The sequence below is a fragment of the Streptomyces asiaticus genome (assembly GCF_018138715.1).
GTDB lineage: Bacteria > Actinomycetota > Actinomycetes > Streptomycetales > Streptomycetaceae > Streptomyces > Streptomyces asiaticus.
Genome location: NZ_JAGSHX010000001.1, coordinates 477,641 through 504,374, shown reverse-complemented (window position 1 = coordinate 504,374; position 26,734 = coordinate 477,641). Strand labels below are relative to the sequence as shown.

Genomic DNA, 26,734 nt, shown 5'->3' with positions numbered 1-26,734 from the left:
CGCCATGACCAGCACCGCACTGCCCACCACGGACGACCTGCGCGCCCGCGCCCGTACCGCCCTCGACACCATCGGTGTCGAGGTGGCCGAGGGCGGCGACTTCTCCGCCCGCACACCGCTCACCGGCGAGAACCTCTTCGGACTCACGGCCGCCACCGACGCCGAGGACGCCATCGCGGCCTCCCGTACGGCCTTCCTCACCTGGCGGACCACGCCCGCGCCGCGCCGCGGTGAACTCGTGCGCCGCCTCGGCGAGTTGCTGCGCGAGCACAAGAGCGACCTGGCCGACCTCGTCACCATCGAGGCGGGCAAGATCCGCTCCGAGGCGCTCGGCGAGATCCAGGAGATGATCGACATCTGCGACTTCGCGGTCGGCCTGTCCCGGCAGCTGTACGGCCGTACGATCGCCTCCGAACGCCCCGGCCACCGGCTGGCCGAGACCTGGCACCCGCTCGGCGTGGTCGGCGTCATCTCCGCCTTCAACTTCCCCGCCGCCGTGTGGTCGTGGAACACCGCCGTCGCCCTCGTCTGCGGCGACACCGTGATCTGGAAGCCCTCGGAGTTCACCCCGCTGATCTCGCTGGCCTGCGACCACCTGCTGGCCCGGGCGGCCGACGAGGTCGGCGCGCCCCGCGACGTACACCGTCTCCTGCTCGGCGACCGCGCGGTCGGTGAGAAGCTCGTCGACGATCCGCGCGTCGCGCTGGTCAGCGCCACCGGCTCCACTCGCATGGGCCGCGAGCTAGGCCCCCGCGTCGCCGCCCGCTTCGGCCGCAGCCTGCTGGAACTCGGCGGCAACAACGCGGCGATCGTCGCCCCGTCCGCCGATCTCGACCTCGCCGTCCAGGGCATCGTCTTCGCCGCGGCCGGCACCGCGGGCCAGCGCTGTACGACACTGCGCCGTCTCATCGTCCACCGCGACATCGCCGACACCCTCGTCGAGCGGCTGACCGCCGCCTACGGCAGGCTCCCCATCGGCAGTCCGTTCGAGGACACCACGCTGGTCGGCCCGCTCATCTCCCCCGCCGCCCTGGACACCATGAACGGCGCCCTCACCCGCGTCCAGGCCCAGGGCGGCAAGATCCTCGCGGGCGGCAACCGCCGCCTGGCCGAGGCCGCCCCCGCGGCCGCCTATGTCGAGCCGGTCCTCGTCCGCGTCGACGCGCAGACGGACGTCGTACGGGAGGAGACCTTCGCGCCGATCCTGTACGTCCTCACGTACGACACCCTCGAGGAGGCGATCGCGCTGCACAACGACGTCCCCCAGGGCCTGTCGTCCAGCATCTTCACCCGCGACCAGCGGGAAGCCGAGATCTTCCTGTCCGCCGCGGGCTCCGACTGCGGTATCGCCAACGTCAACATCGGCACCTCCGGAGCCGAGATCGGCGGTGCGTTCGGCGGCGAGAAGGACACCGGCGGTGGCCGGGAGTCCGGCTCCGACGCCTGGAAGGCGTATATGCGCTCGGCCACCAACACCATCAACTACTCCAGCGGGCTCTCCCTCGCCCAGGGCGTCAGCTTCCTCTGATCAGGCACCTCGTGCGGCGCGGGGTGGACCGCGCCGCCCGACGTGCGTTACCGAGCGGCGTCGAGCCGACCCGCCTGCTGGTGCTCCACGAGGTGGCCGAGGCCGCGTGGCGGGGAGAGCGGCGGTGCCGGACAACTCCACGGCACCCGGGAGTGCTTCACCCGCTGACCAGGCGGGCTCATGCGCGCAGAGCCCGGCCAGGGCCCAAAGCCACAGATGCCGTTTGAGTTCACGCCCCTTGAGTCCATGCCGCTTGAGTCCATGCCGCTTGAGTCCATGCCGCTTGAGTCCACGCCCCTTGAGTCCATGCCGCTTGAGTCCATGCCGTTTGAGTCCAAAAGAATACCGGGGTACAGTACGACGGCTCCGCTCCCCCACCGCATTCGACATCCACACCCCCATAGGTGGTTTGACATGCGCGCGTCGCACTTAGGTGAATGTTGTACGGTCCTGGTAGAGGATCAGGCGCTCGATGAGTTTCTCGAGGTGGCCGTCGGTGAGTATCAGCGCATCACCTCCGAAACACCGCTGCCGTGCTTCGCTCTCCTCGTGGGTTCGGCGGACCAGGCGACCTTGACCGTCGAGCGCGTCGCGTTCGGCCGCAATGCCCGTACCACCGACCCGGCCGCGCGCCGTGAGTTCACCGAGTCGATCGTGCCGCTCTTCGGCCCGGCGTACGAGAACGAGACACGCGCCTGGTGGATCGACTCCCACGACCTGCTGAGGGCTTCGCGCGAGGCCGAAGCCGACGGCCTGGAGATCCTGGGGTCCGTGCATATGCACCCCGACTGGCATCGCATCGGCCCACCGGAGGAGCGGCAGCTCATCCTCAGCGAGCGCCCGACCCCGATGGATCAGCACGTCTTCGGCAACACCGGCTGGCCGGTCAACCTCATCTGCTACCTGGAACGTCGCGGCGACGTCATGTACCACGCCCTCGCCGCCTGGGCGCCGCCCCCACCCGAGAGCCCTCACCTTCCGTGCGCCGAACTGCCGCTGCGGATAAGGACCAGGGCCGTGGTCGGGGTGTGAGGCCGATGACCATCACGATTCCCACCCCCGACCGGCCATCCCGCCGGTTTCCGACCGCTGGAGGAATTGCCCATGTCCGACGCGTCCACCCCGGACAGGCCCAAACTGCGGCACCTGGCCATTGTCGCCCGTGACCCCGAGAAGCTGGCCGAGTTCTACAGCGGAATCTTCGAGATGGAGCTCTTCCACCGGGATCCCGATGGCAGCTGCTTCCTCTCCGACGGGTATCTCACCCTCGCGCTGATCAAGCATCAACTCGACGGCGACACCCCGGCGGGCATGAACCACTTCGGTTTCCACGTCGCCGACACATCCGGGATATCCGCCGCTCTGGTCGCCTCGGGCGCCGATGAGCCCGCCGAACGCTTCACCAACCGCCCGTTCGCCGAGTACCGGGCCATCGACCCGGAGGGCAACTGGTTCGACCTCTCCGCCCACGGCTTCGGCGGCCCCCGCCCGGCCGCCGAAGCGGACGGCGCATAACGGGGCCGGGGCGCCGACCCTGGGACCGGCGCCCCGCACCCGTCAGCCGACCCGCCGCGCCAGCACCTGCCCCGGCCACGCCCCGGACAGGAAGCGCTCGGTGGGAGTGAAACCGTTGCGCTCGTAGAACGCGACGAGTTCACCCCCGCCGCCCGCCCAGCAGTCGACCCGCAACAACTCCACCCCGGCCCGCCGGGTCTCCTCCGCGGCATGGGCCAGCAGCGCCGCCCCGACGCCCCGCCCGGCATGCCGTCGGTCGGAGACCAGCAGCCGGACGTATCGCTCGGGTTCGCCGGCCGGGGCGATCGGCATCTGCGAGCTGGGGCCGGAGTCCAGCACCAGGGCCCCGACAGGTGCCCCTTGCGACTCCGCGATGAACGGGGCGTTCTCGGTCAGGTACCGCTCGACCCGCTCCACCCCGCCGGGCCGCCGCGAGTACGGCACCGTGCCCCACTGCTCGGTGTTGCCGCGAGCGTTCATCCAGACCACCGCGGCGTCGAGCATGTCCAGCACCGCCGGTGCATCGGCCGGATCGCCCGGTCTGATCCGTATGGTGTAAGTGGTGTCGTTCACGGCGGAAGTCTAGGCAGAAAAATGCGCGGAACTGTCGGTCGGTCGAATAGACGTTCAAGCGGATTGTGAAATTCCCCGGGTGACCGGGAGTTTTGCATCGGACTTTCGGCTGGTTGTGTACTGCGGGTGGTTCAGCCTGGGACTACGGTGTTTCCGAGGGTTCGGCAGAGCGAAATCGGCGGCACCGGGGCGTGGCGGCATTGGGGCAGACCGTATGTGGCGCGGGCTCGGCATTGCGGTTCGCCGTACTGGGGCCCGTTCGCGTCTGGCGTGGTGAGCAGGCGCTCCCGGTCCTCAGGCCGCTCGAGCGCGCCGTGCTGTGTGTGCTCCTGCTGCGGGGACGCACCGCCACCGCGAGCGAGCTGGTCGACGGGGTGTGGGGCGACGCCCCACCACCTCAGGCGATCGCCAGCTTACGCACCCACGCCTTCCGCCTTCGCCGAGCGCTGGGGCCCGGCGTACTGGTGTCGGAGGCGGGAGGGTACGCACTGCGGATCCGGCCCGGGGCACTGGACCTCGCGGTGTGTGAGGACTACGAGGCACGAGCGCGACGCGCGAAGGCGGAAGGGGAGTTGACCGGCGCACGGAGGCTGCTGCACAGGGCGGTGGAGCTGTGGGAGGGGCAGCCGCTGGCCGGAGTGCCCGGCCCGTACGCCGAGACCCAGCGCTCCCGTCTGGAGCAGTGGCGCCTGTCCCTGCTGGAGGCGCGCCTCGAACTCGACCTGGAGCTGCGCCCGCACACCGACGCGGTTTCGGAGCTGACCGCGCTGACCGCGGAGCACCCACTGCGGGAGCGGCTGCGCACACTGCTGATGACGGCGCTCTACCGCAGCGGCCGACAGGCGGAGGCGCTGGGTGTGTACACCGACACCCGCCGCGTCCTGTCCGAGGAACTGGGCGTGGCACCCAGCGCGGAACTCGCCCGCCTCCATCAGCGCATCCTGCGCGCCGACCCCACGCTCGCCGGGCCACGCAGGCTTCCGGCCGGGACCAAAGCCGTGCCCCCGGCCTCACCCGCGCCACGTCCGGCACAACTCCCCGCGAAGCTCGCCGACTTCACCGGACGCGCCGCCGTCATGGACACCTTGCGCGAGCGGCTGCTGCTCGCCCAGGGGACGGTGATGGCGATCTCCGTGGTGCAGGGGCTCGGCGGGGTGGGCAAGACGGCCCTGGCCGTGTGCGTCGCGCAGGCGGTCCGGGAGCGGTTCCCCGACGGGCAGTTGTTCGTCGATCTCATCGGCCACCACGCCCAGCCCGCGGATCCCGCGGCCGTACTGGGCACCTTCCTCCGCGCGCTGGGCACGCCGCCCGCGGAGATCCCGGAGGGGTTGCCCGAGCGGGCCGCGCTGTACCGCTCGGTCCTGGGCGGCCGCCGGGTGCTGGTCCTGCTGGACAACGCCCACGACACGGCACAGGTCCGCCCGCTGCTGCCCGGCTCTCCGAGCTGCGCGGCGCTGATCACCAGCCGCACCCCCATGACCGGCCTCGACGGCGCCCGTGTGGTCGACCTCAGCATCATGGACCCATCCGAGGCACTCGCCCTGTTCACCCGCATCATCGGCGACGAGCGGGCCGCGGCCGAGCCCCACGCCTGCCGCAAGGCCGTCGCCGCCTGCGGCTATCTGCCCCTGGCCATCAGGATCGCCGCCGCCCGGCTGACCACCCGCCCCGCCTGGACCGTGCGCAACCTGACCGACCGCCTGGCCGACGCCCACCGCCGCCTGCATGAACTGCGGGCCGGGGACCTGGCCGTCAAGACGAGCTTCGAGTTCGGATACACGCAGTTGGGGCCCTCGCAGGCACGGGCGTTCCGGCTGCTCGCGCTCACCTACGGGCCGGACATCTCCCTGGCCGCGGCCACCGCCGTCCTCGGCGTCACCGCACAAGAGGCCGAGCGATTACTCGAGTCGCTCGTCGACACCAGCCTGCTGCATTCGCCCGAGCCCGGCCGCTACCGCTACCACGACCTCGTTCGGATCTACGCGCGCGACCGCGCCGAGCGGGATGAACCGCCGGCGGGCCGAGCGGCCGCGATATCGCGCATGCAGGACTTCTATGTGGCCTCGGCGGCACGCGTGTACGCCATGGGACGACCGGGAGACCGGCTCGTCGACCACCTGATGTCCACCGACCACCCCGGACAGGACTTCCCGGACGCCCGCACCGCGCTGGACTGGCTCCTCAGCGAGGCGGACTGCCTCCTCACCTGCGCCCAGCAGGGCGCCAAGTCCGCGGAGAGTGGCGCCGTTCGCCGCGCGGCGGACCTCCTCCTGGTCACCCGGGATCTGGTCGAGTCCGGTACGCACTACCTCCAGTACGAGGCGGCGGCCCGTTCGGTGGGCAATGCCGCCCACCTCGCCGGGGACACGGCCGCGGAGGGCCGGGCCCGCCTGGCGCTGGCGGGGATGTTCCCCGTCGCCAGGGGCCAGCAGCAGGCCGACGACGAAGCCCGCCGCGCGGTCCTGCTCGCGACCGCCGCGGGCGACCCGACCGCCGCCTGCCACGCGTTGAACGTACGCGGGGTCGTGGCGATCTACCAGCAGCGTTACGACGACGCGGAAGCACACCTGCGCGAGGCGCTGCGCGGCTTCCGGGCCGACGGCAACCTCGCCTGTGTGGCCGGTGTGCTGTCCAATCTCTCCCGTGTACACGCCGCCACGGGCCGGGCCGACAGCGCCGTCGACCTCGCCACGCGGGGAGTCGACCTCCGGCGGAGCCTGGGCAGCACCTGGCGCATCGCCAATGGCCGGCTCGCCCTGGGAATCGCTCTGCACCGGGCAGGACGGCACGCCGCGGCGGTGAGCGAACTGCTGGAGGCGCTCAGCACCTTCCGCGACAACCGGCAACGGCTCTGGGAGGGATCCACCCACGCCCGGCTGGCCGAGGTGTACCTCGCGTCGAACCACCCGGCCGAGGCGGCCACACACGCCGAGCAGGCACTGGCGCTCGGCTCCATCGGCAACAAGTGGCGCCGTGGGTCGATCCTGAGTGTGCTGGGCCAGGCGTTGGAGCAACTGGGACAGCCGGACAGGGCCCGCGCGTGCCGCCGCAAGGCCGAGATGTCCTGGGTGTGGTGGAGCCCCTGACGCCCCGCCACGTTGTCCTGGGCGCCGTTTCCCTCAGCTCCGGCCGACTAGAGGTCGAGGACGACTTCGGTGGTCGGTGCGCTGCAGCAGACGAGGACGGTGCCCGCTTCGGGGAGTTCGAGGGGCGGGGTGGTGTAGGTGATGTCGCCGGACACGATGTGGGTGACGCAGGTGTGGCAGACGCCGGTGCGGCAAGACCAGCGGGTGGGGATGTGGCAGGCTTCGGCAAGATCGAGGAGTGATCCGTGCGCGGGTGACCACGGGGTCGTGACGCCGCTGCGGGAGAAGGTGATGAGCGGGCCGGTGCCCGGTGGACCCGGCGGTTGGTGCGGCCGTACCCCGGCGGTGGGCGTGACGCCGGGGTTGATGGCGGGCAGGGCGCTGAACTGTTCCGTATGGATCCGCTCGGGAGGCAGGCCGTGATCGCGCAGGAAGCCGCCGAAGTGGTCCATGAAGGCGGTCGGTCCGCAAAGGTAGACGTCCGCGTCGGCGGGGATGCCCAGCCTCGCGAGCGATGAGGCACTCGGACGCCCCTGGGTGACGTAGGGCTCATCGGGGCGCGGGGCTTCGCCCGTGTAGTAGATGTGCTCATGGGCGTCGGGGAGTTGGGCCAGGAGCGCGTGGGTCTCGTCCGCGAAGGCGTGGTGGGCGCGGTCGTGGGCGATGTGGATCCACCAGACGGGGCGTGGGTCCCGCGTGGCGGCGAGCCGATGGAGCATGGCGAGCACGGGAGTGGCACCGATCCCCGCGGAGATGAGGACAATCGGGCGGCTGCCTTCTTCGAGTACGAACGTGCCACGGGGGCTGGCGATGTCCACGAGGTCCCCGGGGTGGAGCGCGGTATGGATGTAGCCGCTGACTTTCCCGTGGGGCTCATGCTTGACGCTGATGCGGTAGGCGCCGGCCGTGGGTGCGGAGGACAGGGAGTAGCTGCGCACCACGGGGGCGGCGTCGCCGACGGCGAGGCGGATGGAGAGGTACTGGCCCGGGCGGGCCTCGGGGTGGCCGACCGGCGCGGCCCCTCATGGCGCTGTGATCTGTGCACTCGGGCCGAGCCCGGTTGCGGGGTGCCCGTGTCGCCGCGATTCCGTGAGCATGACCCGTTGGGTGCGTTCGCTGAGATTTCGACCGCTTTGCGAACTTCCATACTAAGCGTCCGGGTACTGTGCGAACTTTGCCTATTCGGCTACCGCGTCGCGGGTGCGCTGGTAGTGGCGCCGCGCCTTCATGCGGTTGCCGCAGACGGCCATCGAGCACCAGCGGGCCTTGTTGGTCTTGCTGCGGTCGATGAGGAACAGCCGGCACTCCGGGTTGGCGCACACCCGTAGCCGACCGGGCATCGCCTCCTGCAACGCGCTCCAGGCCATGACGGCCTCCACCGCCATCCGGCGCTCCGCGGGGGCGTCCACCTCCCACGACACCCCGGCGGACGAGAGGTGCGGACGGGAGACGACGTCCTTCAGGAGCGGGGCCAGCGACGTGGCGGGGCGACTGCCCCGCACCACGTCCTGCAAGCCGTCTCGCACCTTCAGGAGGTGCCGGCGCTCCTCGGCACTGCCGCTGCCGCCGTGCGCACGCTGCCAGGACCTGGCCGCTTCCGGATCCGCCAGCTGGTCCTGGACGACGCCGTTGACCACCGGTGTGGTGTTGAGGAGCTCCAGGAGCACGTCCTGCTGTTCTCGGTCGGCCACCCCGCCACCTCCTAACCAGATCGATTCATTTTACAGGTTACACGCAGTGGGCCCGAGCGGCCGCACCCGGTGGCGGCAACCGACCAGACGGGGCCGAGCACGCCCGCTCCGGGCGGGTACTCGGGGCCACGTTCCGCGTTCCGCGCCCGGCCGCACTCCGACACCGGTCAGACCCTAACCAGAGAAATCATCTTGACAGGTTAGATTGAGCGTGCTCGACTGGATGCGTAACCACTGAAGCTCAGCAGAAAGGTTAGGTTATGGTCTCCGCAGTCCACCACCGCACCGCCACGGTCGACGGCCACGACGTCTTCTACCGGGAGGCCGGTGATCCGAAGGCACCCGCCGTCGTACTCCTCCACGGCTTCCCGACCAGCTCGCACATGTTCCGCCACCTGATCCCGGCGCTCGCCGACCGCTACCACGTCATCGCCCCCGACCACATCGGATTCGGTCTGTCCGCGATGCCCGCCCCGCGGGACTTCCCCTACACCTTCGACGCCCTCGCCGATGTCACCTCCGGTCTGCTCAAGCAGCTGGGCATCGACCGGTTCGCGATGTACGTGCAGGACTACGGCGCCCCCATCGGCTGGCGGCTCGCCCTCCAGGCCCCGGACCACATCACCGCGATCATCACCCAGAACGGCAACGCCTACGAAGAGGGCTTCGTCAAGCCCTTCTGGGACGGTGTCTTCGCCTACGCCAAGGCGCCCGGTCCCGACACCGAGGCCGCCATGCGCGGGGCCCTGACGCCCGAGAGCGTCCGTTGGCAGTACACCCACGGCGTCGCCGACCCCACCCTGGTCAGCCCCGACAACTGGGTCCTCGACCAGGCACTGCTGGACCGGCCCGGCAACGACGAGATCCAGCTCAGGCTCTTCCGCGACTACTCCACCAACGTGGACCTCTACCCACGGGTCCACCAGTACTTCCGCGACTCCCAGGTCCCGCTCCTCGCGGTCTGGGGCGCCAACGACGAGATCTTCGGCCCCGACGGCGCCACCGCGTTCAGCCAGGACCTGCCCGACGCCGAGATCCACCTCCTCGAGGCCGGACACTTCGCCTTGGAAAGCCACCTTCAGACCGTCACCGAGCACATCCGCGGCTTCCTCGCCCGCGTCCTCGCCTGACGCTCAGCGCGTCGAGCCCCGGTACGAGTCCGGCTTCGCCCCGCGTCGGTACTTTCCGCGCGCCGACATCGAACGCGGGCAGTTGCCTGTTCGTCGTACCGGGCTGGGACATTCAGCGGCAGGGCGGCATCCTTTCGGGTTGCGGGCCGGTGGGCCCGGGAACCGTTTCGTGGCTGAGTCGGCCACGGATCGGTTGACTTGGCGCGGGCGGAGACGATCAACGTCTCCGGAGCGCGTCTTGTGAGGGCGGCCACGTTGATCAACAGACGGAACGTACTGCGGGCGGGCACGGCCGGTGTTCTGGGCGCGGAGATGGTGGCTTCGCAGTCACCGCCCGCCGCTGCCACGCCACCCCCCGATGTGGCGGAGCGGGTCAGCCAACGGGACTGGGCGCTGCTGGCCAAGTCGCTGTCGTCGCGTTCCACCCTGTACCGGCCGGGGGATTCCGGCTACCCGCCGCTGGCGCTTCCGTTCAACCATCGGTACGCCGGGATCCGGCCGGCGGGAATCGTGGCGTGCGGCGCCACCAGGGACGTCAGTACGGCGGTCCGCTGGGCCCGTACGGTGGGGCTGCCCGCCGTGCCCCGCACCGGGCTGGGCCACAACTACGCCGGGTACTCCGCCACCACCGGTCTGCTGCTCAACATGGCCCGTTTGAAGAGCATCGACTCCACGCCGGTGCCGGGTCCCCGCTCCCGGACCCGGACGTACGGCCGGATCAAGGTCGTTCACGACGCCGGCACCGTCACCGTCGGGGCCGGGGTCACCAACGGCGACCTGCACCCGTTGCTGGAGGACCGCGGCATGTTCGTGCCGACCGGCCGCTGCCCCACGGTCGGGGTGGCCGGGCTGGTGCTCGGCGGCGGGATCGGCTTCAGCGACAAGATGTTCGGCCTGACCTGCGACCGACTGGTCTCGACGACCGTGGTGCTGGCCGACGGCGATGTGGTGGAGGCCAGTCAGAGCTCGCACTCCGACCTGTTCTGGGGCTGCCGCGGCGGCGCGGGGAACAACTTCGGCGTCAACATCTCCTTTACGTTCCAGTACGAGCAGTTCCAGGGCGACGTGGGCTTCTACCGGCTGAGCTGGAGCCTGGACTCGGCGCTGCCGGTGATGGCCGCCGCGCAACGGATCGCCGTGGACACCCTGCACAACAAGCGGTTCCATCTCCGCGTCGGCATGGGCACTCATGGGCTCACCAGGATTGAGATCCGCGCCAACGCGGGCGTCAATGCCATCGGCCAGTACTACGGCGATCTGGACGAGCTGCGCGAGATCCTGGCTCCGCTGCTCGCCATCGGCACGGCCGAGGAGCGGTCCGCCAACAACGCGTCGGTCCGCGAGGTCACTCCGGGTGAGGCGAGCGTGCTGCTGAGCGCCACGACACCGGTGCAGCAGTTCGCCGCCAAGTCGGCGGTGCTGACCTCCCGGACGCTCCTGACCGATGACCAGGTCACCGCCGCCGCCGCGCAGTTGCGGGAGTGGCCCGGCAGCAACAATGAGGACGGGGCCGGGTTCGCCATGTTCGCCCTCGGTGGCGAGATCAACCAAGTGCCGCCGGACGCGACGGCGTTCGTCCACCGCAACGGCGTGTTCGTCCTCGCCGCCGAGACCTCGTGGGCGGACTACGATCCGCCCCGCGTCGCCACGGCGAACCTTCAGTGGCTCCCCGAGTTCTACCACGCCCTTTTCGGCGGTACGCCTCCTCCGCACTCCTACCAGAACTTCCCGGATCGACCCTGAAGGACTGGCGGCGGGCTTACTACGGCGCGAACTACGACCGGCTGGTCCGGGTGAACCGTAACTACGACCCGACCAACTTCTTCAGCTACCCTCAAGCGATCGGCACCTGACGTTACGCGGACTTGACAGCTGGTCAGGCCCTTTTCGGGGCGGGGTCGTATGCACCGTGGTGGTCTCCAACCTCACCCAGGCGGTCGGGTTCTTCAACTACCTCCTGGTGCTCGCCAACCGCCTCCCCGGCGATGCGGCGACGCATCGACCACCCCAGCGTCACCGAACCCGACGGCCGCGGGTAGACACCGACGGGCGAATGCCGGCCGGGATGTCCGGCTTGGACCGGGACATCGGCCACTTGTCAGTGCCGTCGGTGAGAATGCCGGGCATGATGACACCGATCCATGCCGACGGCTTCGAACAGGTCGCGCTCTGCCGCGATGAGGAGACCGGGCTCCGGTCGGTCGTCGTGATCCACGACACCACGCTCGGACCGGCCCTGGGCGGAGTACGGATGCATGCGTACCCCGACGAGGACGCCGCCGTGGTGGACGGCCTGTGGCTGGCCGAGGCCATGACGCTCAAGGCCGCGGCCGCCGGGCTGGGACTGGGCGGGGGCTGGAGCATCATGATCGAGGCCGCGGAGTTGATCGTGGCGGACACCGACCCCCGCCGGGCGGACGCCGTCGCGGCGCGGCACGGCGCTCGGGTCGTCGCACCGGAAGCGGCGCCGGCCGTCGCATGCGATGTGCTGGCGCCCTGCGGGCTCGGCAGCGTCGTGACCGACCAGACGCTGCCGTGGCTGGAGTGCCGCATCATCGTCGGAGGCGCCAACAACGTCCTGGCCACGCCCGCTCACGCCGCCATGCTTCAGGCGCGCGGAATCCTCTACGCACCCGATTTCTGCGTGAACGCCGGGGACCTGATCTTCCTGGAGGAGCAGCTCCTCGGCCACGACAGCGCACATGCCGAGGCACGCGTCCGCCAAGTCGGTGTCCGCGTGGCCGAGGTGCTCGACCGCTCACGGCGCACGGGCGTATCCACCGCGGACGCCGCCACCGAACTCGCCCGGGCACGACTGCGTCCGTGACGCGCCGCCGCGGGCGAGGCGCGAGGGCCGCCGGTGGTCGCGGATGGCCGCGGATGGCCGCGGATGGCCGCGGATGGCTAGAACCGCGGCATCCCCGAGGGCGGTTCCGGGATGGCCCGCCTTGCCGTCACCGCCTCGATGAACTCCCGTGGCGGGAGGTAGCCGTGGGCGGCCACGTAGTGGAGGACGAGATTGGGGGCGATGAGCCATCGGCCGTCGCGGGCCAGGAGCCTGATCTCGGCGCTGCCGAGGGTGACCTCGGTGCCGTCGACGTCCACCACGACGGGATACGGCGGCTTTCCCTCCGGGTGCGGGAGGGTGCAGCCCTGCCAACCCCGCATACGATTGGTGGAGTTGTCCCGGCACATCACCGCGAGCGCGTGGACGAACTCCGTCGGCACCTCACCGCGGGGAAACTCCTCCTGCCGCTCCAGCCATCCGACATTGATCGCCTGGACGCCCTGGGGCACCCCGATGCCGGGGGTGTAGGCGTAAGGGGAGCCGTCCTCGTACCGCACCGCGTGTTCCTCTCGTACTCGTGGGGCATCGCCGATGGCCACTGCCCCGGCGACAGTACGGTGTGGCGCGCTCCGCACACCGATCGGGTCAGCGCGCCAGCCGCCCCAGCAGCGAGGAGGCCGCCGTGATACCGGCCGCCGCGGCCAGCACCAGGACGGCGTAGTCGAGCGCGAGATGGTGCGGGGTGCCAAGCAGCAGTCCGCGCAACGCGTCGACCTGGTAGCTCAGTGGATTGGCCTGGTATCGCAGGCCCTCGCAGGCGAGTGCGACCGGGCGGTGCTCTCGGGGATGTCGGTCATATCCCTTCCACCTCCCAGCCGAGGTCCGGCAGATCACCTCACAAGAACCACACAAGGCCATCCCCTACCGTCTCGTGCCCACGGAAGCGAAGATCGTCCAGGGAGCAGAGGGACCGATATGAGCGAGACACGTCGGCACGGAATAGGCCGGCGCCACTTCCTGTACGGCGCGGCCGCGGTGGCGGCCGGTGTCATGGGTACCGGATGCACCCCCGAGGACCTGACGAAGTCGAGCGACTCCGGTGGCATGCCGGTCATCGCCATCGACGCCCAGCGGAGATCGTTCAAGGTGAGCTCGTACATGACCGGGGTGAACGGGGCCAAGTGGTACGACGACGCCTACGGAATGTGGGACTCGAAACACAACCGCCCCGCCCCCGGCATCGTCGGAAAGATCAAGAAATCCGGCGTCGGGATGATCCGCTATCCCGGCGGCACCTCGTCCAACCTCTTCAACTGGAAGGGAGCCATAGGTCCACAAGAGGACCGGACCCGCCAGGTGGAGGGGCAAAAGGGCGAGCCGGTCGACAGCCGGTTCGGGCCGGACGAGTACATGGCCTTCATCCGGCAGGTCGGCGCAACGCCAGAGATCATGGCACCGTTCGCCAACTCGACCCCGGACGAGATCGCCGACTGGGTGGCGTACATGAACGCCCCACAGGGCACGAAGTGGGGAGATCTGCGAGCGCGGAACGGCCACCCCGAGCCCTACGGCGTGCGCTACTGGGAAATCGACAACGAACTGTTCGGCACACACCAGCGCTACTGGATGAGCGCGGACGACGACAAGGCCATGCGGCAGTACGCCTTCGGCGGCACACAACGGCAGAAGCACCAGCGCGTCGGGACCCCCACCGACCACCGCCCCGCCGCCTCGGTCAGCAACGGCCAACCCCACCAGACCTTCACCGTCCGGTACCCACCCGTCGTCCCCAAGAGCCAGATCGTCCGCGTCGGTGACACCACATGGCACGAGGTCACCGATCTCTCCTCGGCCGGGGCGGGCGACCGCGTCTACACCTTCGACCCGGGCAACGGCAGGATCCGCTTCGGTGACGGCCGACACGGAGAGGTTCCCCGGAAGGGGCTGAAGATCACCGCCGACTACGACTCCGGTCCGCACGCCGGATTCGTCGACTACTACACCAAGATGAAGGCGGTCGATCCCTCGATCGAGGTTCTTGCCGTCTGGGCGCCCATCGAGGCCGGAAAGCTCGCGGGCGGGAAGAGCTTCCCCGAACTCCTGGACGAGCACGGCCACGCCGACAAGTACGACGGCATGGCGATCCATCCGTACACGAACTTCTCGCGGGATCTGAAGGCCACGCGCTTCCCGGACAAGCGGGCCGGACACGACTATCAGATGCTCGGGGACGCGGCCGCCGCCAAGATGGTCGCCGACCTCACCGCACTGGTACAGAAACACGGCAAGGAAGGCGCGGATGTCGCCGTGTCCGAGTGCGGCGCGCTCTTCTTCGGCAAGAATCAGGGCGCCGAGGAATATCGCGAGTACTCCTACGCCATGTCGCACGCGCTCTACATGGCATCGCAGTGGGCCCGGTTCGCCGACCTCGGCGTCCGCTGGACCACGGGCAACGGCCTGATCGGGGAGAAGCCGGGACTGTCACGGACACTCTTCGGCGGTGCGCCGAGCTTTGTGCGCACTCCGGAAGCGATCGTGCGCGAGCAGCTGAGCGACTTCTTCCACGACGGCGGACATGTCGTGGACAGCAAGGTGAAGAGCAACGCCGAGGTCTCCACCCGGGAGACACCGCTGGGCTCGTCCTACGAGGCGCTGGTGACGAATGCCACCGTCGACAAGAATGGAACGCTCAGCGTCCTCGTCGTCAACCGCTCACCTGACGACGACGTCAAGTCCCGGGTCGACCTAGGGGGGGTTCGGCATGCCGGCACGGTCGACGTGGCCGTGGTGGCGGGCCGGCCATCGATTTCACGCATCACGATTTCGAATCCGAGGCCCTTGTCATACGCACGGACCACTCGGACGACGAAGCATGGCGGGCCGTCGTCGACCTGCTCGGTCAGCCCGATCAGAACGGGTTCGAGGTGCGCACCTACCTGGTCGACAACCGTGCGTTCGCCGGGGCGAGTCCGGATGACGTGCTCTCCGCTGCCGCCGCCGAATCAGGGCTCGAAGTCGTGTTCTTGGCCGATACCGCCACCATGGCGTATCACGCGTCACTCGCCGCGGACGGCATTCTCCGCCTGTGATCGCATATCGATGTACCACATGTACCGATGGAGCAAGGCATGACAGTCGACTCACCGACTCGGCAGCGGGCAGTAGCGGAACTCAAGAGGCTCCTGCCTGCCGATCGGGTCATCACCGGGGGTCCCGAGTACGCGGCGGGTACCGCGCTGTGGAACGGCGCGGTCGCGTCCAGGCCCGCGATTCTGCTGCGCTGCACATCGACCGCCGAGGTGCGGGCCGGAGTCCGGACGGCTCGTGCGTTCGGTCTGCCGCTGTCGGTACGGGGCGGAGGCCATGACTGGGCGGGGCGTGCGCTCAGCGACGATGGGCTGACGCTGGATCTGACCCCGATGTGCTCGGTGCACATCGATGTGGGGGCCCGTCGGGCGACCGTTGCCGGAGGTGCCAGGGCGAACCGTGTGCTCGCCGCCGCCGACCGGTACGGGTTGGTCGCCGCCACCGGCACCATCGGCACCCTGGGCATGGCCGGGCTGACCCTGGGCGGTGGATACGGCCCGTTGGGCGGCCGATTCGGCCTCGCCGCCGACAACTTGACGGGTGCCGAGGTGGTGCTGGCCGACGGATCCGTCGTCTGGACCGACGCCGAGCACGAGCCGGACCTGTTCTGGGCGCTGCGCGGCGGAGGTGGCAACTTCGGCGTGGTGACGTCCATGGAGATCCGTCTGCACGCGGTGCCCGCCGTGGTCACGGGGATGGTGTTGTATTCGCTGCGGCAGGCCCAGAAGGTCTTCGCCCGGCTGGAGGACGTCCTGTCGGACTGCCCGGACGCGTTGACGGTCCAGACCGGGGTCATCAACGGCCCTCAGGGGAAGCCCATGGCCATGCTGTGGCCGACCTGGTCCGGCGAGCCGGTCGTCGGCACGGATCCGGCCGGTCCGGTACAGCGGCTGACGCGCCTGGGCACCGCCGCGGTGGCCGAGTTCGAGACCGGTTCGTTCGCGGCCGCGATAGCCGCACGGGACACAATGTTCCCGGACGGGCGGTACGTCACCATCCGCACGCGTTCCCTCCCCCGCCACACCCCCGAGGTGGTGGACGCCCTGGTGCAGGGGGCCAAGGCGATGACGTCGCCCCTGTCGGCCTTCTCCCTGCACCACTTCCACGGAGCGGCCTCCCGCGTCCCGTGGTCGGAGACGGCCTTCGCGTTGCGCAAGCCGCACATGATGGCCGAGGTCATCGCCGTGTGGACGCCGGAGAAGGACAGCGGCCGGCACGCCGTCTGGGCCGATGCCGCCTCGGCGGCGCTGGAGCCGCACGCCTTCGCCGGCGGCTACGCGAACGTGCTGGGGCCCGAGGCCACTGACCAGATCCCCTACGTCTACGGCGGCAACACCGCCCGGCTGCTCGCGATCAAGGAAACCGTCGACCCGGACGGCGTGTTCCAGGGCATTCCCCTGCCGCAAACGGCGCCCCACGCGCTGAGCCACGGATGACATAGGCCCGCGGTGTCCGTTCATCGGGTCCGCTTCGCCTATCTCCGGGACACCCGGGACGGAGTCATCGTGGAACTGATCCCGCTTCCGGGCCCGAGTGATGCGTTACGGCCGTGAGTCATATCCATCCAACGTATTGACATATCAATTGGGTGAGATCACTCTCTTCGCATGGCCGAACGTGACCTCCCGCTGTACGAGCAGATCCGCCGGGAGCTGGAGGGCAACATCCGGGACGGCCGGTGGCAGCCGGGGACCCGGGTGCCCACCGAGGCCGAGCTCGGAGAACAGTTCGGTGTCTCGCGGATCACCGTGCAGCGCGCGCTGCGCGAGCTCGTGGACGCCGGGCTGGTCGTCCGGTACCGCAGACACGGCACGTTCGTCGCACAGACCACCGATGAGGAAAATCTGCTCCGCGCCGCGGGCGTACTGACCAGCGGGCCCGAGGCCCACGGCGACCACCGGGTGATCAGCGCCAAGGTCCTGCCCGCGGGCGGCGCGGCGCTGCGGCTGCCCGGCCTGGACGACAACGACGCCGTCGTACAGCTCGATCGCCACAAGCTCAGCCCCGACGGCAGCCGCGTGACCGGCACGGAGCTCGCCGTGCTGCCCTTCCGATTCGCCCCCGACCTGCTCGACCAGGATCTGGTCACCATCACGAGCCATATGTATCTCCGCGACCGTGGCGTGCCACTACAGCGCTCACGGCTCTATGTGGAGCCGTACGCCCTGGACGAGGAGCACGCCCAGCTCTTCGGCCTGAAGCCGGGTACCGCGGTCTTCCGCTGGCTGCGCACTACCTGGGCGGAGAACGACGAGGTGGTCGAACACCTCGAAATGATCCTGCCGACCGACACATCCCGCTTCTACGTGGAGACGTCCCTCCAAGGCCGCTGACCCTCATCGCAGGAGGTAGCCATGCCATTTCCCCGATCAGCCCTGCCCACCCTGTGTGCCGTGACCAGTGCCCTCACACTCACCGTCGCCGTCACCGGCTGCGGTGCTCCCAGCCCCTCCGCCGGTGGCGGCAAGGGAGGCGCCCTGGTGGTGGCCGGCTACGGCGGCTCGTTCGAGACCGCGTTCCGCGACTCGGTCCTGCCCGCGTTCGAGAAGAGCTGCGGCTGCAAGGTCACCTACATCCCCGGCTCCTCCACCGACACCGTCGCCAAGCTCAAGGCACAGCGCGCCAATCCGCAGATCGACGTGGCGCTGGTGGACGACGGCCCGCAGGCGCAGGCGCTGGAGGCCGGGCTGCTCGCGTCGATCGACACCAAGGTGGTGCCGGTGGACGACGTGGTGAAGATCGCCCGGATGGAGCACGACTCGGGGGTGGGGTTCGGGCTGACGGCCACGGGCATCGCCTACAACCCCGAGTGGTTCGAGGACCATGGCATCCCCAAGCCCACCACCTGGGAGGATCTGGCCAACCCCAAGCTGAGGGACAAGGTGGTCCTCCCCTCGATCGTCAACACCTATGGGGTGGGGCTGCTGGTCGGCGCGGCCAAGGCGAACGGCGGCTCGGAGAAGAACGTCGACCCCGGTCTCACGGCGGTGAAGAAGATCGCCAAGAACGCGGCGACGTTCGACACCACCGCCGATGTGTCCAACTACTTCCTCCAGGGCCAGGCCGCCGCCTCGGTGTGGGGGGTGTCGCGGACCTCGACGCTGGCGGAGAAGGACTTCCCGATCGAGTTCGTCTATCCCAAGGACGGTGCGATCGGCCTGGTGACCACGGCGAACGTGGTCAAGAAGGCACCGCATGGGGAGCTGGCCCAGAAGTTCGTGGCGCATCTGCTGGAGCCGTCCGTCCAACGGGCGCTCGCCAAGGCGACCTACGACGGCTCGGTGATCCAGGGCGTCAAGGAGGACCCCGCCCTGAAGAACAAGGGCGTCAGCACCGACAAGGTGGACTCGCTGCTGAAGCTCGACTGGAAGACCATCAACAAGAACCGCTCCGCCTGGACCGACCAGTGGAACAAGCAGGTGGAGAGCAAGTGACCGCGGGGACGGACACCGTGGGCAAGGAGAGCGCGCCGACCGGGGCGGACACCGCCACCCGGGCGGGAAGCACCCGCGGGCGACTGGTCCTCAAGGGGATACACAAGGCCCTCGGCGGCAAGGAGGTCGTCCGTGGCATCGACCTGACGATGGAGCCCGGGGAGTTCCTCACCCTGCTCGGTCCGTCGGGATGCGGCAAGAGCACCACGCTGAACATGGTGGCTGGCCATCTGCTGCCCGACTCCGGCGTGGTGGAGGTGGACGGCCGCGACATCACCCGGCTCCCGGCGAACCGGCGGGCCATGGGCATGGTGTTCCAGTCCTACGCCCTCTTCCCCCATATGACGGTGGCGGAGAACATCGCGTTCGGCCTGCGCATGCGCAAGGTCGGCGCGGCCCGGCGCGGGCGCAGGGCGGCCGAGGCCCTGGAGCTGGTGGGGCTCGACGGCATGGGCGAGCGCTATCCGCGCCAGCTCTCCGGCGGGCAGCGCCAGCGCACGGCCCTGGCCAGGGCGCTGATCGTGGAGCCCGATCTGCTGCTGCTCGACGAGCCGTTCTCCAACCTCGACGCCCAGCTCAGGGTGCGTCTGCGCGAGGAGGTCGCCGCCCTCCAGCGACGGGTGGGCACCACCACGATCCTGGTCACCCACGATCAGGACGAGGCGCTCGCGGTGTCGGACCGGATCGCGGTGATGGCCGAGGGGGCGATCCACCAGCTGGACGTCCCCGAGACCGTGTATCTGCGTCCGGCCACCGACTTCGTGGCGCAGTTCGTCGGCGAGGTCAATGTGCTCGATGGGATCGCGGCGGGGGCGGCCGCCGATGGGCATCGCTGCCGGATCGCTGACACCCACCTCGTCACGGCGACACCGGTGGGCACCGCGCCGGGCGACGGCGAGGCGGTACGGCTCTATGTGCGGCCGGAGGCCGTACGGGTGCTGGCCCTCCCCGAAGGCGTGTCCGGGAAGGGCCGCTCGGCGGACACATCCATCGGTACGGCGGCGGAGCCGGGGCTTCCCGGCACCGTCGAGGCCACCCGTTTCCTGGGCACCCGTGTCCGCTGCGTCGTGGCCACGGCCGCGGGACGCGTCGAGGCCACGCTGCCGTTCGGTTCCGAGGTGCCCGGGCTGGGCGAGGAGGTGATCTGCGCATGGCAGCCACAGCACGCGTCGCTGACGGCCCGGCCCTGACGCCCGACGGCTCCGCGCCGACGCCGGGGGTTTCCGGGCCGGTCACGAAGCGCGGCCCGTGGCGCACCGGTCTGCTGCTGGCCTCCCCCGCCATCGCGGTGCTCGCCCTGCTCTTCATCGCACCGCTGTTCATGCTGGTGTACAACAGCTTCCGCACCCAGTCGGGCGATCCCACCCTGCACAACTACACGCGGTTCCTCGGGGACTCCTTCTACCGGGATGTGCTGTGGCACACCTTGTGGATCGGCGCGCTGACCACCCTCGGCTGCCTCGTGGTGGGCTACCCGTTCGCCGTCTATCTGCGCGGCCGCTCCCCCAGGGCACGCAACTACCTCTCCCTCGTGCTGCTGTCGCCGCTGCTCATCTCCATGGTGACCAGGGCGTACGGATGGCTGGTGCTGCTCGGGCCCAAGGGGCCGATCGCGGACGGGTTCCACGCCCTGGGCCAGGACGCGCCGAAGATGCTGTACAACGACACCGCGGTCGTGATCGGCATGGTGCATGTGATGCTCGCCTACATGGTGCTTCCGCTGATGGGCAGCCTGGACCCGATCGACCCGGCCCTCACACCCGCGGCCAAGGGTCTGGGGGCGAGCGGCTGGACGTGTTTCTGGCGGATCACCGTGCCACTGTCCCTGCCGGGGATGCTCGCCGGTTCGCTGATCGTGTTCAGCCTGACCGTCTCCAGCTTCGTCACCCCGGCGATTCTGGGCGGGCCCACGGTGAAGCTGATGCCGTACTTCGTCTACACCGAGGCGACGTCCAACCTGAACTGGCCGTACGCGGCGGCCATCGGCTTCGTCCTGATCGTGGTGACGACGATTCTGACAGCCGTGTACGCCCGGCTGCTGCGCGGACGTGGCGACAAGGAGGTGTTCGCGTGACCACGGCAACGGAAACCCAAACGGCGACAGCGACAGCGACGAGCAAGGCCGCGGGCAAGCCGATCGCCACCGGCGCGGGCGGGCGCGCGAGGCGCCTGCTCGGCGCCGTGTTCGCCGCGCTCGTCGGTCTGTTCCTGCTGGCGCCCGTGCTGGTGACCATCGCCTCCTCGCTCACCACGACCAGCTATGTGACCTTCCCGCCCAAGGGACTGACCCTGCACTGGTACGCGGAGCTACTGAACCGCCCCGAGTTCCTGGACTCGTTCCTGCTCAGCATCGGCGTGGCGGCGGGAGCGGCCGTGGTGTCCACCGCGCTCGGGCTCGCCGCCGGGCTGGCCATCCACCGCTATCCGTTCCCGGGGAAGTCGGTGCTGGACAGGCTGTTCTCGAGTGCGTTCGCCGTGCCGACGATCGTGCTCGGCATCGGGCTGCTCCAGTGGTACGCCCAGCTCGGCATGGCGTCCAGCCCGCTCACCCTGCTGCTGGCGCATCTGGTGCTGACCGTCCCGTACACCGTGCGCCTGGTGCTGGCCGGGCTCGCCGGGCTCGACCGATCGGCGGAGCTGGCCGCCGCCGGGCTGGGCGCGAAGGCGCCGCAGGTGTTCTGGCATGTGACGCTGCCCGCCGTGCGCGGGCCGCTGATCGCGGGGGCGTTCTTCGCCCTGATCACGTCCTTCGACGACCTGACGATCGCGCTGTTCGTGGTGACCACGGACATGCAGACCCTGCCGGTGCGGATCTTCAACTACCTCCAGTACAACTACGACCCGACCGTGACCGCCGTCGGCACCGTGATGGTGCTCTTCGCCGCGGTGGCCGTCGTCATCATCGAGCGCGTCGTCGGCGTCGCGCATCTGTTCGGGGCCGACCCCGAGAGCTGACCTTCGTACCAAGGAGGATTCCCGTGCGAGTTGTGGTCATCGGAGCCGGAGTGGTGGGCGCGGCGGTGGCGGCGGAGCTGGCGGCACGTGGCGCCCGGGTCACCGTGCTGGAGGCCGATCACCCCGGGGCGGGCACCACGGCGAACTCGTTCGCCTGGATCAACAGCGCGAACAAGGAGCCGGAGCCGTACTTCACGCTCAACCACGCCGGTATCCGCGCACACTACGAGTTGGCCGGGGACGGCGCGCCGTGGTTCTTCCCCGCCGGAAACCTGGAGTGGGCGGTGACGGACCGGCACAAGGAGGTGCTGGCCGGGCGGGTGGCGCGGCTGAGGGCCAGGGACTACCCGGCCGAGTGGATCACCGCGGAACAGGCCCGGGAACTGGAGCCGGACCTCGCGGCGGCACCGTCCCACGCCGTGTTCGCCTTCTTCCCCGAGGAGGCGTACACCCTGCCCGTGCTGCTGCTGTCCCGGCTGCTGGGCGCGGCCAGGGACCGTGGCGTGACGGTGGTCGGCGGCGCCAGGGTGACCGCGATCGAACACGGGCCGGCCGGAGCCACCGTGATGTGCGCCGACGGCGGCCGCCACCCGGCGGACACGGTGGTGAGCTGCGCGGGCCGGTGGACGCAGGAAGTGGCCGCGCTGGCCGATGCGCATGTCCCCATGGCGGACCCGGATCTCGCGGGCTCGGCCACGGTCGGCTTCCTCGCCACCACCGCGCCGGCGGCCGCGCGGCTGTCCCGCGTGCTGACCGGCCCGCGGCTCAACGTACGCCCGGACGGCGGCGGTCGGCTGCTGCTCCAGGCCCTGGACCTGGACGCGACGGCGGACCCCGCCAAGCCGTACCCGCCCGATGGCGAGATCGCCTCCGCGATGCTGGCCCGTCTGCCCGAGGTGCTGGACGCCACCGGGGGCACCGTCGTGGAGAAGGTCCGGGTCGGTCAGCGCGCCATGCCGGGCGACGGCTTCACGGTGGCGGGCTTCCCCGCCGCCGACGTGCCGTTCTACGTGGTGGCGACCCACAGCGGCATCACCCTGGCCCCACTGCTCGGCCGCCTGGTCGCGGACGAGCTCTACGGCCACGAATCCCCCCTGCTGAAGGACTTCCGGCCCGGCCGCTTCACCTCGGGCGCGGTCCTGCCCCCGCCACCTCCGGCCCGCCGTCCGGGCGAGCAGTGAGACAGGGTGGCGAAGGCGGCTACCGGTGGTGACGACCCGCCGGGCCCGGCACACCGGGCCCGGCGGGTCGAACGGGTCTCAGGGGCCGTCGGCGCAGTCGAGTGCCGTGAGGTCGATGGCGTCGGCCAGCGCCTGCATGCCCTTGTCGTTGGGGTGCAGATGGTCGCCGTTGTCGAAGAACGGCAGGATGCGCTCGGGGTCGTAGGGGCTGCGCAGGGCACGGTCGAAGTCGGTCACCGCGTCGAACTCGCCGCTGCTGCGGACGAAGGCGTTGACCTCCTGCCGTACCCCCTCGGCGGCCGTGTCCCATTCGCTCCAGCCCTTGAACGGCCCCACGGTGGCGCCGACCACGCACATCCCGGCCGCGTGCGCCCGCTCGATGATCCGGCGGTACCCGGCGATCATGTCCGCGGCAGTGACACCGGTGTGCGCCTTGATGTCGTTGACCCCCTCGAAGAGGAACACGGTCCGCACGCCCGGGAGGGACAGGACATCGCGGTCGAGCCGGTTCAGGGCGCTCTGCCCGGCGCCGTCGGCGAGGACCTTGTTGCCGGAGATCCCCTCGTTCGCCACTCCCTTGACGTCTGTGGCAGCCTGCCGCAACCGGCGCGCGAGGTAGTCGGGCCAGCGGCGGTTGAGGTCGGTGGTGGACTGCCAGCCGTCGGTGATGGAGTCGCCGAGCGCGGCCACGGCACCGGTCGCGGCGGATGTCCGGACGGTGACGGCGTCGAGGTAGAACCAGGAGCCGGTGGTGTCCGTCCAGTGGGCGGCGCTCTCCTCCCCCGTGTGGTCGCCCTGGGTCGTGTACGACGTCTGCATCGCCATCCCGTGGCCCGTCGCCGGACCGGCCGCGTCGGGGGTGTGGAGGCTGACGACCAGGTTGGTGGCGGCGGGCAGACCGCCGGGCAGGGCGTCGCTGAGCACCACCTCGCCCGCCGGGACGGTGACGGTGTCCCTGCCGCCGAAGGTCAGAGCCCGGTTGCTGCCCCGCTTCAGCTCGGCGCCCGACTTCTGGACGCCGACGTACACGCTGTCGAGGGTCAGCGGCCGGTCGCCGAAGGCGTTGGAGAGGCGGATGCGCAGATCGCTTCCGCCGACGCTGGTGTGCACGACCATCCGATAGCCACGGTCGGGTGCCCCGTCTCCTACGCGATCCGCGCTCGCCGCCCAGGTGACGACGTCGTGTCGGCCGCCCGCCGCCGCGGCGGGTGTGGCGTGCAGCGCGGCGGCGGCGAGCAGTACGACACCCAGGCCACCGACGGCGGCACGGCGAGCCGTCATCGGGCGAACCCCGTCAGCGTGACCGACCCGCCGGGCTCCAGGCGGACCGTGCGGGAGGTGGAGCCATGGGCCACCGTCGTGGTGCGGCCACCGACGCTGCGGATCGTGACCGACGTCGGCAGCCCCCGCTCCCATCGCAGATCGACGACGAAGCCGCCCCGCGCGGCCAGTCCCGTGACCGAGCCGGACGCGGCCCAGGCGTCGGGCAGGGCGGGGAGCAGTTCCAGATGGCCGGGGCGGGAGTACAGCAGCATCTCGCTCATCGCGGCCGGGGTGCCGAAGTTGGCATCGATCTGGAAGATGCCACGCCCCTTCTCCACCTCGTAGATGTCGAAGAGGTTGAACGCGGTGCCGTTGCTGCCGTCGGTGGAGGGGCGGAGGTTGTCGGCCACGAGCTGGTACGCCGTGTCGGCGTCCTTCAGCCGCGCCCAGCACGCGGCCCGCCAGGCGTTGGCCCAGCCGAAGCTGTTCATGCCGCGCGCGGTGAGCAGGGCGGTGGCCCCGTCCACGATCTCCTGGGGGGTGGAGCCGTCGGGGCGGATGCGGTCGCCGGGGAACAGGCCGATCAGCGGGGACAGATGGCGGTGGGTGGTCTCCCCGAGGTTGTCGGGGGACATCCACTCCTGGAGCCGGCCGGTCTTCGGGCTCACCTCCGGCAGGTACAGCTTCTTCCGCAGCGAGGCGATCGTGTCCGCGTAGGCGGTGTCCTTCTTCAGCTCGGCGGCCGCGGCGGCGAAGTTGCCGAACAGCGCCCACACCAGCTCCTGGGCGTAGGTGATGCCCCTGGCGTCCTGCGGGCCGTGTTCGGGCGACCAGTCCCTGTCGTCGATCAGCACCTCCCTGGAGGTGCCGGGGAGGGTGGTGGTGAGCAGCCGCGCCTCCCAGAACTCACAGGCGCCCTTGAGCAGCGGGTAGATCTTCGCCAGGTACGACCGCGACTGGGTGTACTCGTAGTGCTCGTACAGGCTGTTGCTCAGCCAGGCGTTGCTCGCGGGATGCCACCACCAGCCGCTGCCGCCGTGGATGTTGGTGGAGAAGGCCACGGTCCAGCCGGCGACCTTCTCCGTGGAGTTGCGGTAGCGGTTGCGCGGGTCGTTGAAGAGGTCGTGGGTGAGCTTGGCCCAGGACGGGAGCTGGGCGAGGCAGTAGTCGGCGAAGGCGTCGAAGCACGACGACAGCCCCGCACGGTCGGCCATCCAGTAGTTCATCTGGATGTTGATGTCGGTGTGGTAATCGCCCATCCAGTCCGGGTCGTTGCCGTCCAACCACAGGCCCTGGAGGTTCAGCGGAAGGCTGTCGCGCGAGCCGGAGATCATCAGATAGCGGCTGAACTGGAGGTAGGCCGCCTCGAGTTCGGGGTCGGGCACACCGTCCCGGGCGCGTGCGGTGAGGCGCTTCCAGGTGTCCAGGGAGCGCTGGGCGTCCGTGGAGGTGCCGAGCGAGAGGGTGAACCGCTCGTACAGGCGGCGGTAGTCGGCGATATGGGTGCGCCGCAGGGTGTCCGCCGAGTGCCGGGCGGCGGCGAGCACCTTCGTACGGGCCAGCTGCTCGGGGTCGAGCGTGGGGTCGCGGTAGCCGCGGTCGGCGTCGGGTGCGTAGTTGGTGCCGCCGCTGACCACCACCGTGAGGTCCTTGCAGCCGGAGAAGTCGACGCGGGTGCCGTCGACGCGGACCCGGCCGCCGCTGCCGTACGCCGTGACCGCCGCGCCGTATCGCAGGCCGTTGGGGAAGGACGCGCCGAACGACTCGGCGCTCACGGGCTTCTCGCCGTGGGTGCCCTCCAGGGTGACGCTGCCCGTGTAGCGGCCGCCGCCGCTCTGTGTGAAGTGCAGGACGATCGCGTCGTCGGGGTGGCTGGCGAAGATCTGGCGCCGGTAGGTGACGCCGGAGCGGACGTAGGAGCTGGTGACCAGTCCCTGCGCGAGGTCGAGGGTGCGGCGGTAGCCGTTGACGCCGGACAGGTCGTGGCCGGGGATGTCCACGGTGAGCCGGGCCAGCAGGGTGAAGGAGCCGAAGTCATCGCGCCCGTAGGAGAATTGGCCGTCGGCGTCGAGGGTGTCATTGAGGCCACCGGTCCACATCGTGGCGTCGGTGATCAGCAGCAGCTCGCGGCCGGGGTCGTTGCTCGCGAGGGCGCCGAGGCGGCCGTTGCCGACCGGCAGGCCCTGCTCGATCAGCGAGCCCTCGTCGCCGGGGGCCCGCCACCACAGCTCGTCGTGTGAGGTGTCGGTGAGCGGCGGGGTGTCGGCCGGGCGCCGGGGCGCGGCGGAGGCGGTGAAGGCGGGCAGGGCGCCGAGGGTCAGGGTGAGTCCGGCCGTCGCCGCGAGGGACAGCGCGGTGCGTCTGCTGGGGTCACTGCCGGAGCCTCTGTCGAGTTCTCCGTTGACGTCTCCATTGGGGTCTCTGCCGGTGTCGGTCGGGCGGGGGTTCATGGCGGCTCCAGGCGTCTGAGATCGGCAGATCGGCAAGGGGCCCGGCCGAGGGG

General features: G+C 70.2%; 22 protein-coding genes and 2 pseudogenes. 16 read left to right on the top strand and 8 right to left on the bottom strand.

Annotated elements, in window-relative coordinates; all coding sequences use genetic code 11:
* Positions 1-4 precede the first annotated feature (4 nt).
* The 3 genes from amaB to KHP12_RS01700 all read left to right on the top strand — a co-directional run bounded on the left by amaB (position 5) and on the right by KHP12_RS01700 (position 3,043).
* On the top strand, positions 5-1,528 hold the full coding sequence (gene amaB / locus KHP12_RS01710) for an L-piperidine-6-carboxylate dehydrogenase (RefSeq protein ID WP_211831286.1): 1,524 nt from the start codon (positions 5-7) through the stop codon (positions 1,526-1,528).
* A 486-nt stretch (positions 1,529-2,014) separates the two neighbouring features.
* The gene (locus KHP12_RS01705; RefSeq protein WP_244202559.1) at positions 2,015-2,560 is read left to right on the top strand and encodes an MPN domain-containing protein; all 546 of its coding nucleotides are present in this window, start codon (positions 2,015-2,017) and stop codon (positions 2,558-2,560) included.
* A gap of 72 nt (positions 2,561-2,632) precedes the next feature.
* The gene (locus KHP12_RS01700; RefSeq protein WP_244202558.1) at positions 2,633-3,043 is read left to right on the top strand and encodes a VOC family protein; all 411 of its coding nucleotides are present in this window, start codon (positions 2,633-2,635) and stop codon (positions 3,041-3,043) included.
* 42 nt (positions 3,044-3,085) lie between these two features.
* On the opposite strand, the gene KHP12_RS01695 is transcribed toward KHP12_RS01700, so the two are convergent.
* On the bottom strand, positions 3,086-3,616 hold the full coding sequence (locus tag KHP12_RS01695) for a GNAT family N-acetyltransferase (RefSeq protein ID WP_086880132.1): 531 nt from the start codon (positions 3,614-3,616) through the stop codon (positions 3,086-3,088).
* Between the two features lie 191 nt (positions 3,617-3,807).
* Between KHP12_RS01695 and KHP12_RS01690 the strand changes: the two genes are divergently transcribed.
* Positions 3,808-6,702, top strand: a complete 2,895-nt coding sequence (locus KHP12_RS01690; protein ID WP_211831285.1) for an AfsR/SARP family transcriptional regulator — start codon at positions 3,808-3,810, stop codon at positions 6,700-6,702.
* A gap of 47 nt (positions 6,703-6,749) precedes the next feature.
* Here the strand turns inward: KHP12_RS01690 and KHP12_RS52725 are convergent, their stop codons facing one another.
* From KHP12_RS52725 to KHP12_RS01680, 3 genes and pseudogenes are all read right to left on the bottom strand, one after another.
* Positions 6,750-7,520: a flavin reductase family protein gene (locus KHP12_RS52725; RefSeq protein WP_372455162.1), complete on the bottom strand. Its 771-nt coding sequence runs from the start codon at positions 7,518-7,520 to the stop codon at positions 6,750-6,752.
* A pseudogene (locus KHP12_RS53150) lies at positions 7,503-7,682 on the bottom strand (FAD-binding oxidoreductase); the annotation flags it as partial. The gene KHP12_RS52725 and the pseudogene KHP12_RS53150, both read right to left, overlap by 18 nt.
* A gap of 198 nt (positions 7,683-7,880) precedes the next feature.
* On the bottom strand, positions 7,881-8,393 hold the full coding sequence (locus tag KHP12_RS01680) for a CGNR zinc finger domain-containing protein (RefSeq protein ID WP_086880130.1): 513 nt from the start codon (positions 8,391-8,393) through the stop codon (positions 7,881-7,883).
* A gap of 260 nt (positions 8,394-8,653) precedes the next feature.
* On the opposite strand from KHP12_RS01680, the gene KHP12_RS01675 reads away from it, so the two are divergent.
* The 4 genes from KHP12_RS01675 to KHP12_RS01665 all read left to right on the top strand — a co-directional run bounded on the left by KHP12_RS01675 (position 8,654) and on the right by KHP12_RS01665 (position 12,350).
* Positions 8,654-9,523, top strand: a complete 870-nt coding sequence (locus tag KHP12_RS01675) for an alpha/beta fold hydrolase (RefSeq protein ID WP_086880129.1) — start codon at positions 8,654-8,656, stop codon at positions 9,521-9,523.
* 255 nt (positions 9,524-9,778) lie between these two features.
* Positions 9,779-11,266: an FAD-binding oxidoreductase gene (locus tag KHP12_RS01670; RefSeq protein ID WP_246643078.1), complete on the top strand. Its 1,488-nt coding sequence runs from the start codon at positions 9,779-9,781 to the stop codon at positions 11,264-11,266.
* Positions 11,185-11,376: a BBE domain-containing protein gene (locus KHP12_RS52720; protein WP_308036081.1), complete on the top strand. Its 192-nt coding sequence runs from the start codon at positions 11,185-11,187 to the stop codon at positions 11,374-11,376. The genes KHP12_RS01670 and KHP12_RS52720 overlap by 82 nt, the downstream gene beginning before the upstream one ends.
* 272 nt (positions 11,377-11,648) lie before the next feature.
* Complete coding sequence (locus tag KHP12_RS01665) at positions 11,649-12,350, top strand: Glu/Leu/Phe/Val dehydrogenase dimerization domain-containing protein (protein WP_086880161.1); 702 nt, start codon at positions 11,649-11,651, stop codon at positions 12,348-12,350.
* A gap of 77 nt (positions 12,351-12,427) precedes the next feature.
* Here the strand turns inward: KHP12_RS01665 and KHP12_RS01660 are convergent, their stop codons facing one another.
* On the bottom strand, positions 12,428-12,868 hold the full coding sequence (locus KHP12_RS01660; protein ID WP_086880128.1) for a DUF7919 family protein: 441 nt from the start codon (positions 12,866-12,868) through the stop codon (positions 12,428-12,430).
* An 88-nt stretch (positions 12,869-12,956) separates the two neighbouring features.
* Positions 12,957-13,109 (bottom strand): annotated as a pseudogene (locus KHP12_RS01655) (ABC transporter permease); the annotation flags it as partial.
* Positions 13,110-13,286: 177 nt separating this feature from the next.
* On the opposite strand from KHP12_RS01655, the gene KHP12_RS53765 reads away from it, so the two are divergent.
* From KHP12_RS53765 to KHP12_RS01615, 8 genes are all read left to right on the top strand, one after another.
* Complete coding sequence (locus KHP12_RS53765) at positions 13,287-15,443, top strand: alpha-L-arabinofuranosidase family protein (protein WP_211831284.1); 2,157 nt, start codon at positions 13,287-13,289, stop codon at positions 15,441-15,443.
* Positions 15,440-16,834, top strand: a complete 1,395-nt coding sequence (locus KHP12_RS01645; protein ID WP_246643079.1) for an FAD-binding oxidoreductase — start codon at positions 15,440-15,442, stop codon at positions 16,832-16,834. Before KHP12_RS53765 ends, KHP12_RS01645 begins: the two co-directional genes overlap by 4 nt.
* Before the next feature lie 171 nt (positions 16,835-17,005).
* Positions 17,006-17,731 (top strand): GntR family transcriptional regulator, encoded by a 726-nt coding sequence (locus KHP12_RS01640; protein ID WP_086880125.1) that lies wholly within the window; start codon positions 17,006-17,008, stop codon positions 17,729-17,731.
* A gap of 60 nt (positions 17,732-17,791) precedes the next feature.
* The gene (locus tag KHP12_RS01635) at positions 17,792-18,832 is read left to right on the top strand and encodes an ABC transporter substrate-binding protein (RefSeq protein ID WP_211831282.1); all 1,041 of its coding nucleotides are present in this window, start codon (positions 17,792-17,794) and stop codon (positions 18,830-18,832) included.
* Positions 18,829-20,022: an ABC transporter ATP-binding protein gene (locus KHP12_RS01630; RefSeq protein WP_086880123.1), complete on the top strand. Its 1,194-nt coding sequence runs from the start codon at positions 18,829-18,831 to the stop codon at positions 20,020-20,022. Before KHP12_RS01635 ends, KHP12_RS01630 begins: the two co-directional genes overlap by 4 nt.
* Positions 19,983-20,906 carry an ABC transporter permease gene (locus KHP12_RS01625; protein WP_086880122.1) on the top strand — a complete coding sequence of 308 codons (924 nt, stop codon included), beginning with the start codon at positions 19,983-19,985 and terminating at the stop codon, positions 20,904-20,906. Before KHP12_RS01630 ends, KHP12_RS01625 begins: the two co-directional genes overlap by 40 nt.
* Positions 20,903-21,787 (top strand): ABC transporter permease, encoded by an 885-nt coding sequence (locus tag KHP12_RS52715; RefSeq protein WP_208652858.1) that lies wholly within the window; start codon positions 20,903-20,905, stop codon positions 21,785-21,787. The genes KHP12_RS01625 and KHP12_RS52715 overlap by 4 nt, the downstream gene beginning before the upstream one ends.
* 23 nt (positions 21,788-21,810) lie before the next feature.
* Positions 21,811-22,968 (top strand): NAD(P)/FAD-dependent oxidoreductase, encoded by a 1,158-nt coding sequence (locus KHP12_RS01615; RefSeq protein ID WP_086880121.1) that lies wholly within the window; start codon positions 21,811-21,813, stop codon positions 22,966-22,968.
* A 78-nt stretch (positions 22,969-23,046) separates the two neighbouring features.
* On the opposite strand, the gene KHP12_RS01610 is transcribed toward KHP12_RS01615, so the two are convergent.
* Positions 23,047-24,249: an SGNH/GDSL hydrolase family protein gene (locus KHP12_RS01610; protein WP_086880120.1), complete on the bottom strand. Its 1,203-nt coding sequence runs from the start codon at positions 24,247-24,249 to the stop codon at positions 23,047-23,049.
* The gene (locus KHP12_RS01605; RefSeq protein WP_244202555.1) at positions 24,246-26,681 is read right to left on the bottom strand and encodes a glycosyl hydrolase family 95 catalytic domain-containing protein; all 2,436 of its coding nucleotides are present in this window, start codon (positions 26,679-26,681) and stop codon (positions 24,246-24,248) included. The genes KHP12_RS01610 and KHP12_RS01605 overlap by 4 nt, the downstream gene beginning before the upstream one ends.
* Between the last annotated feature and the right edge of the window lie 53 nt (positions 26,682-26,734).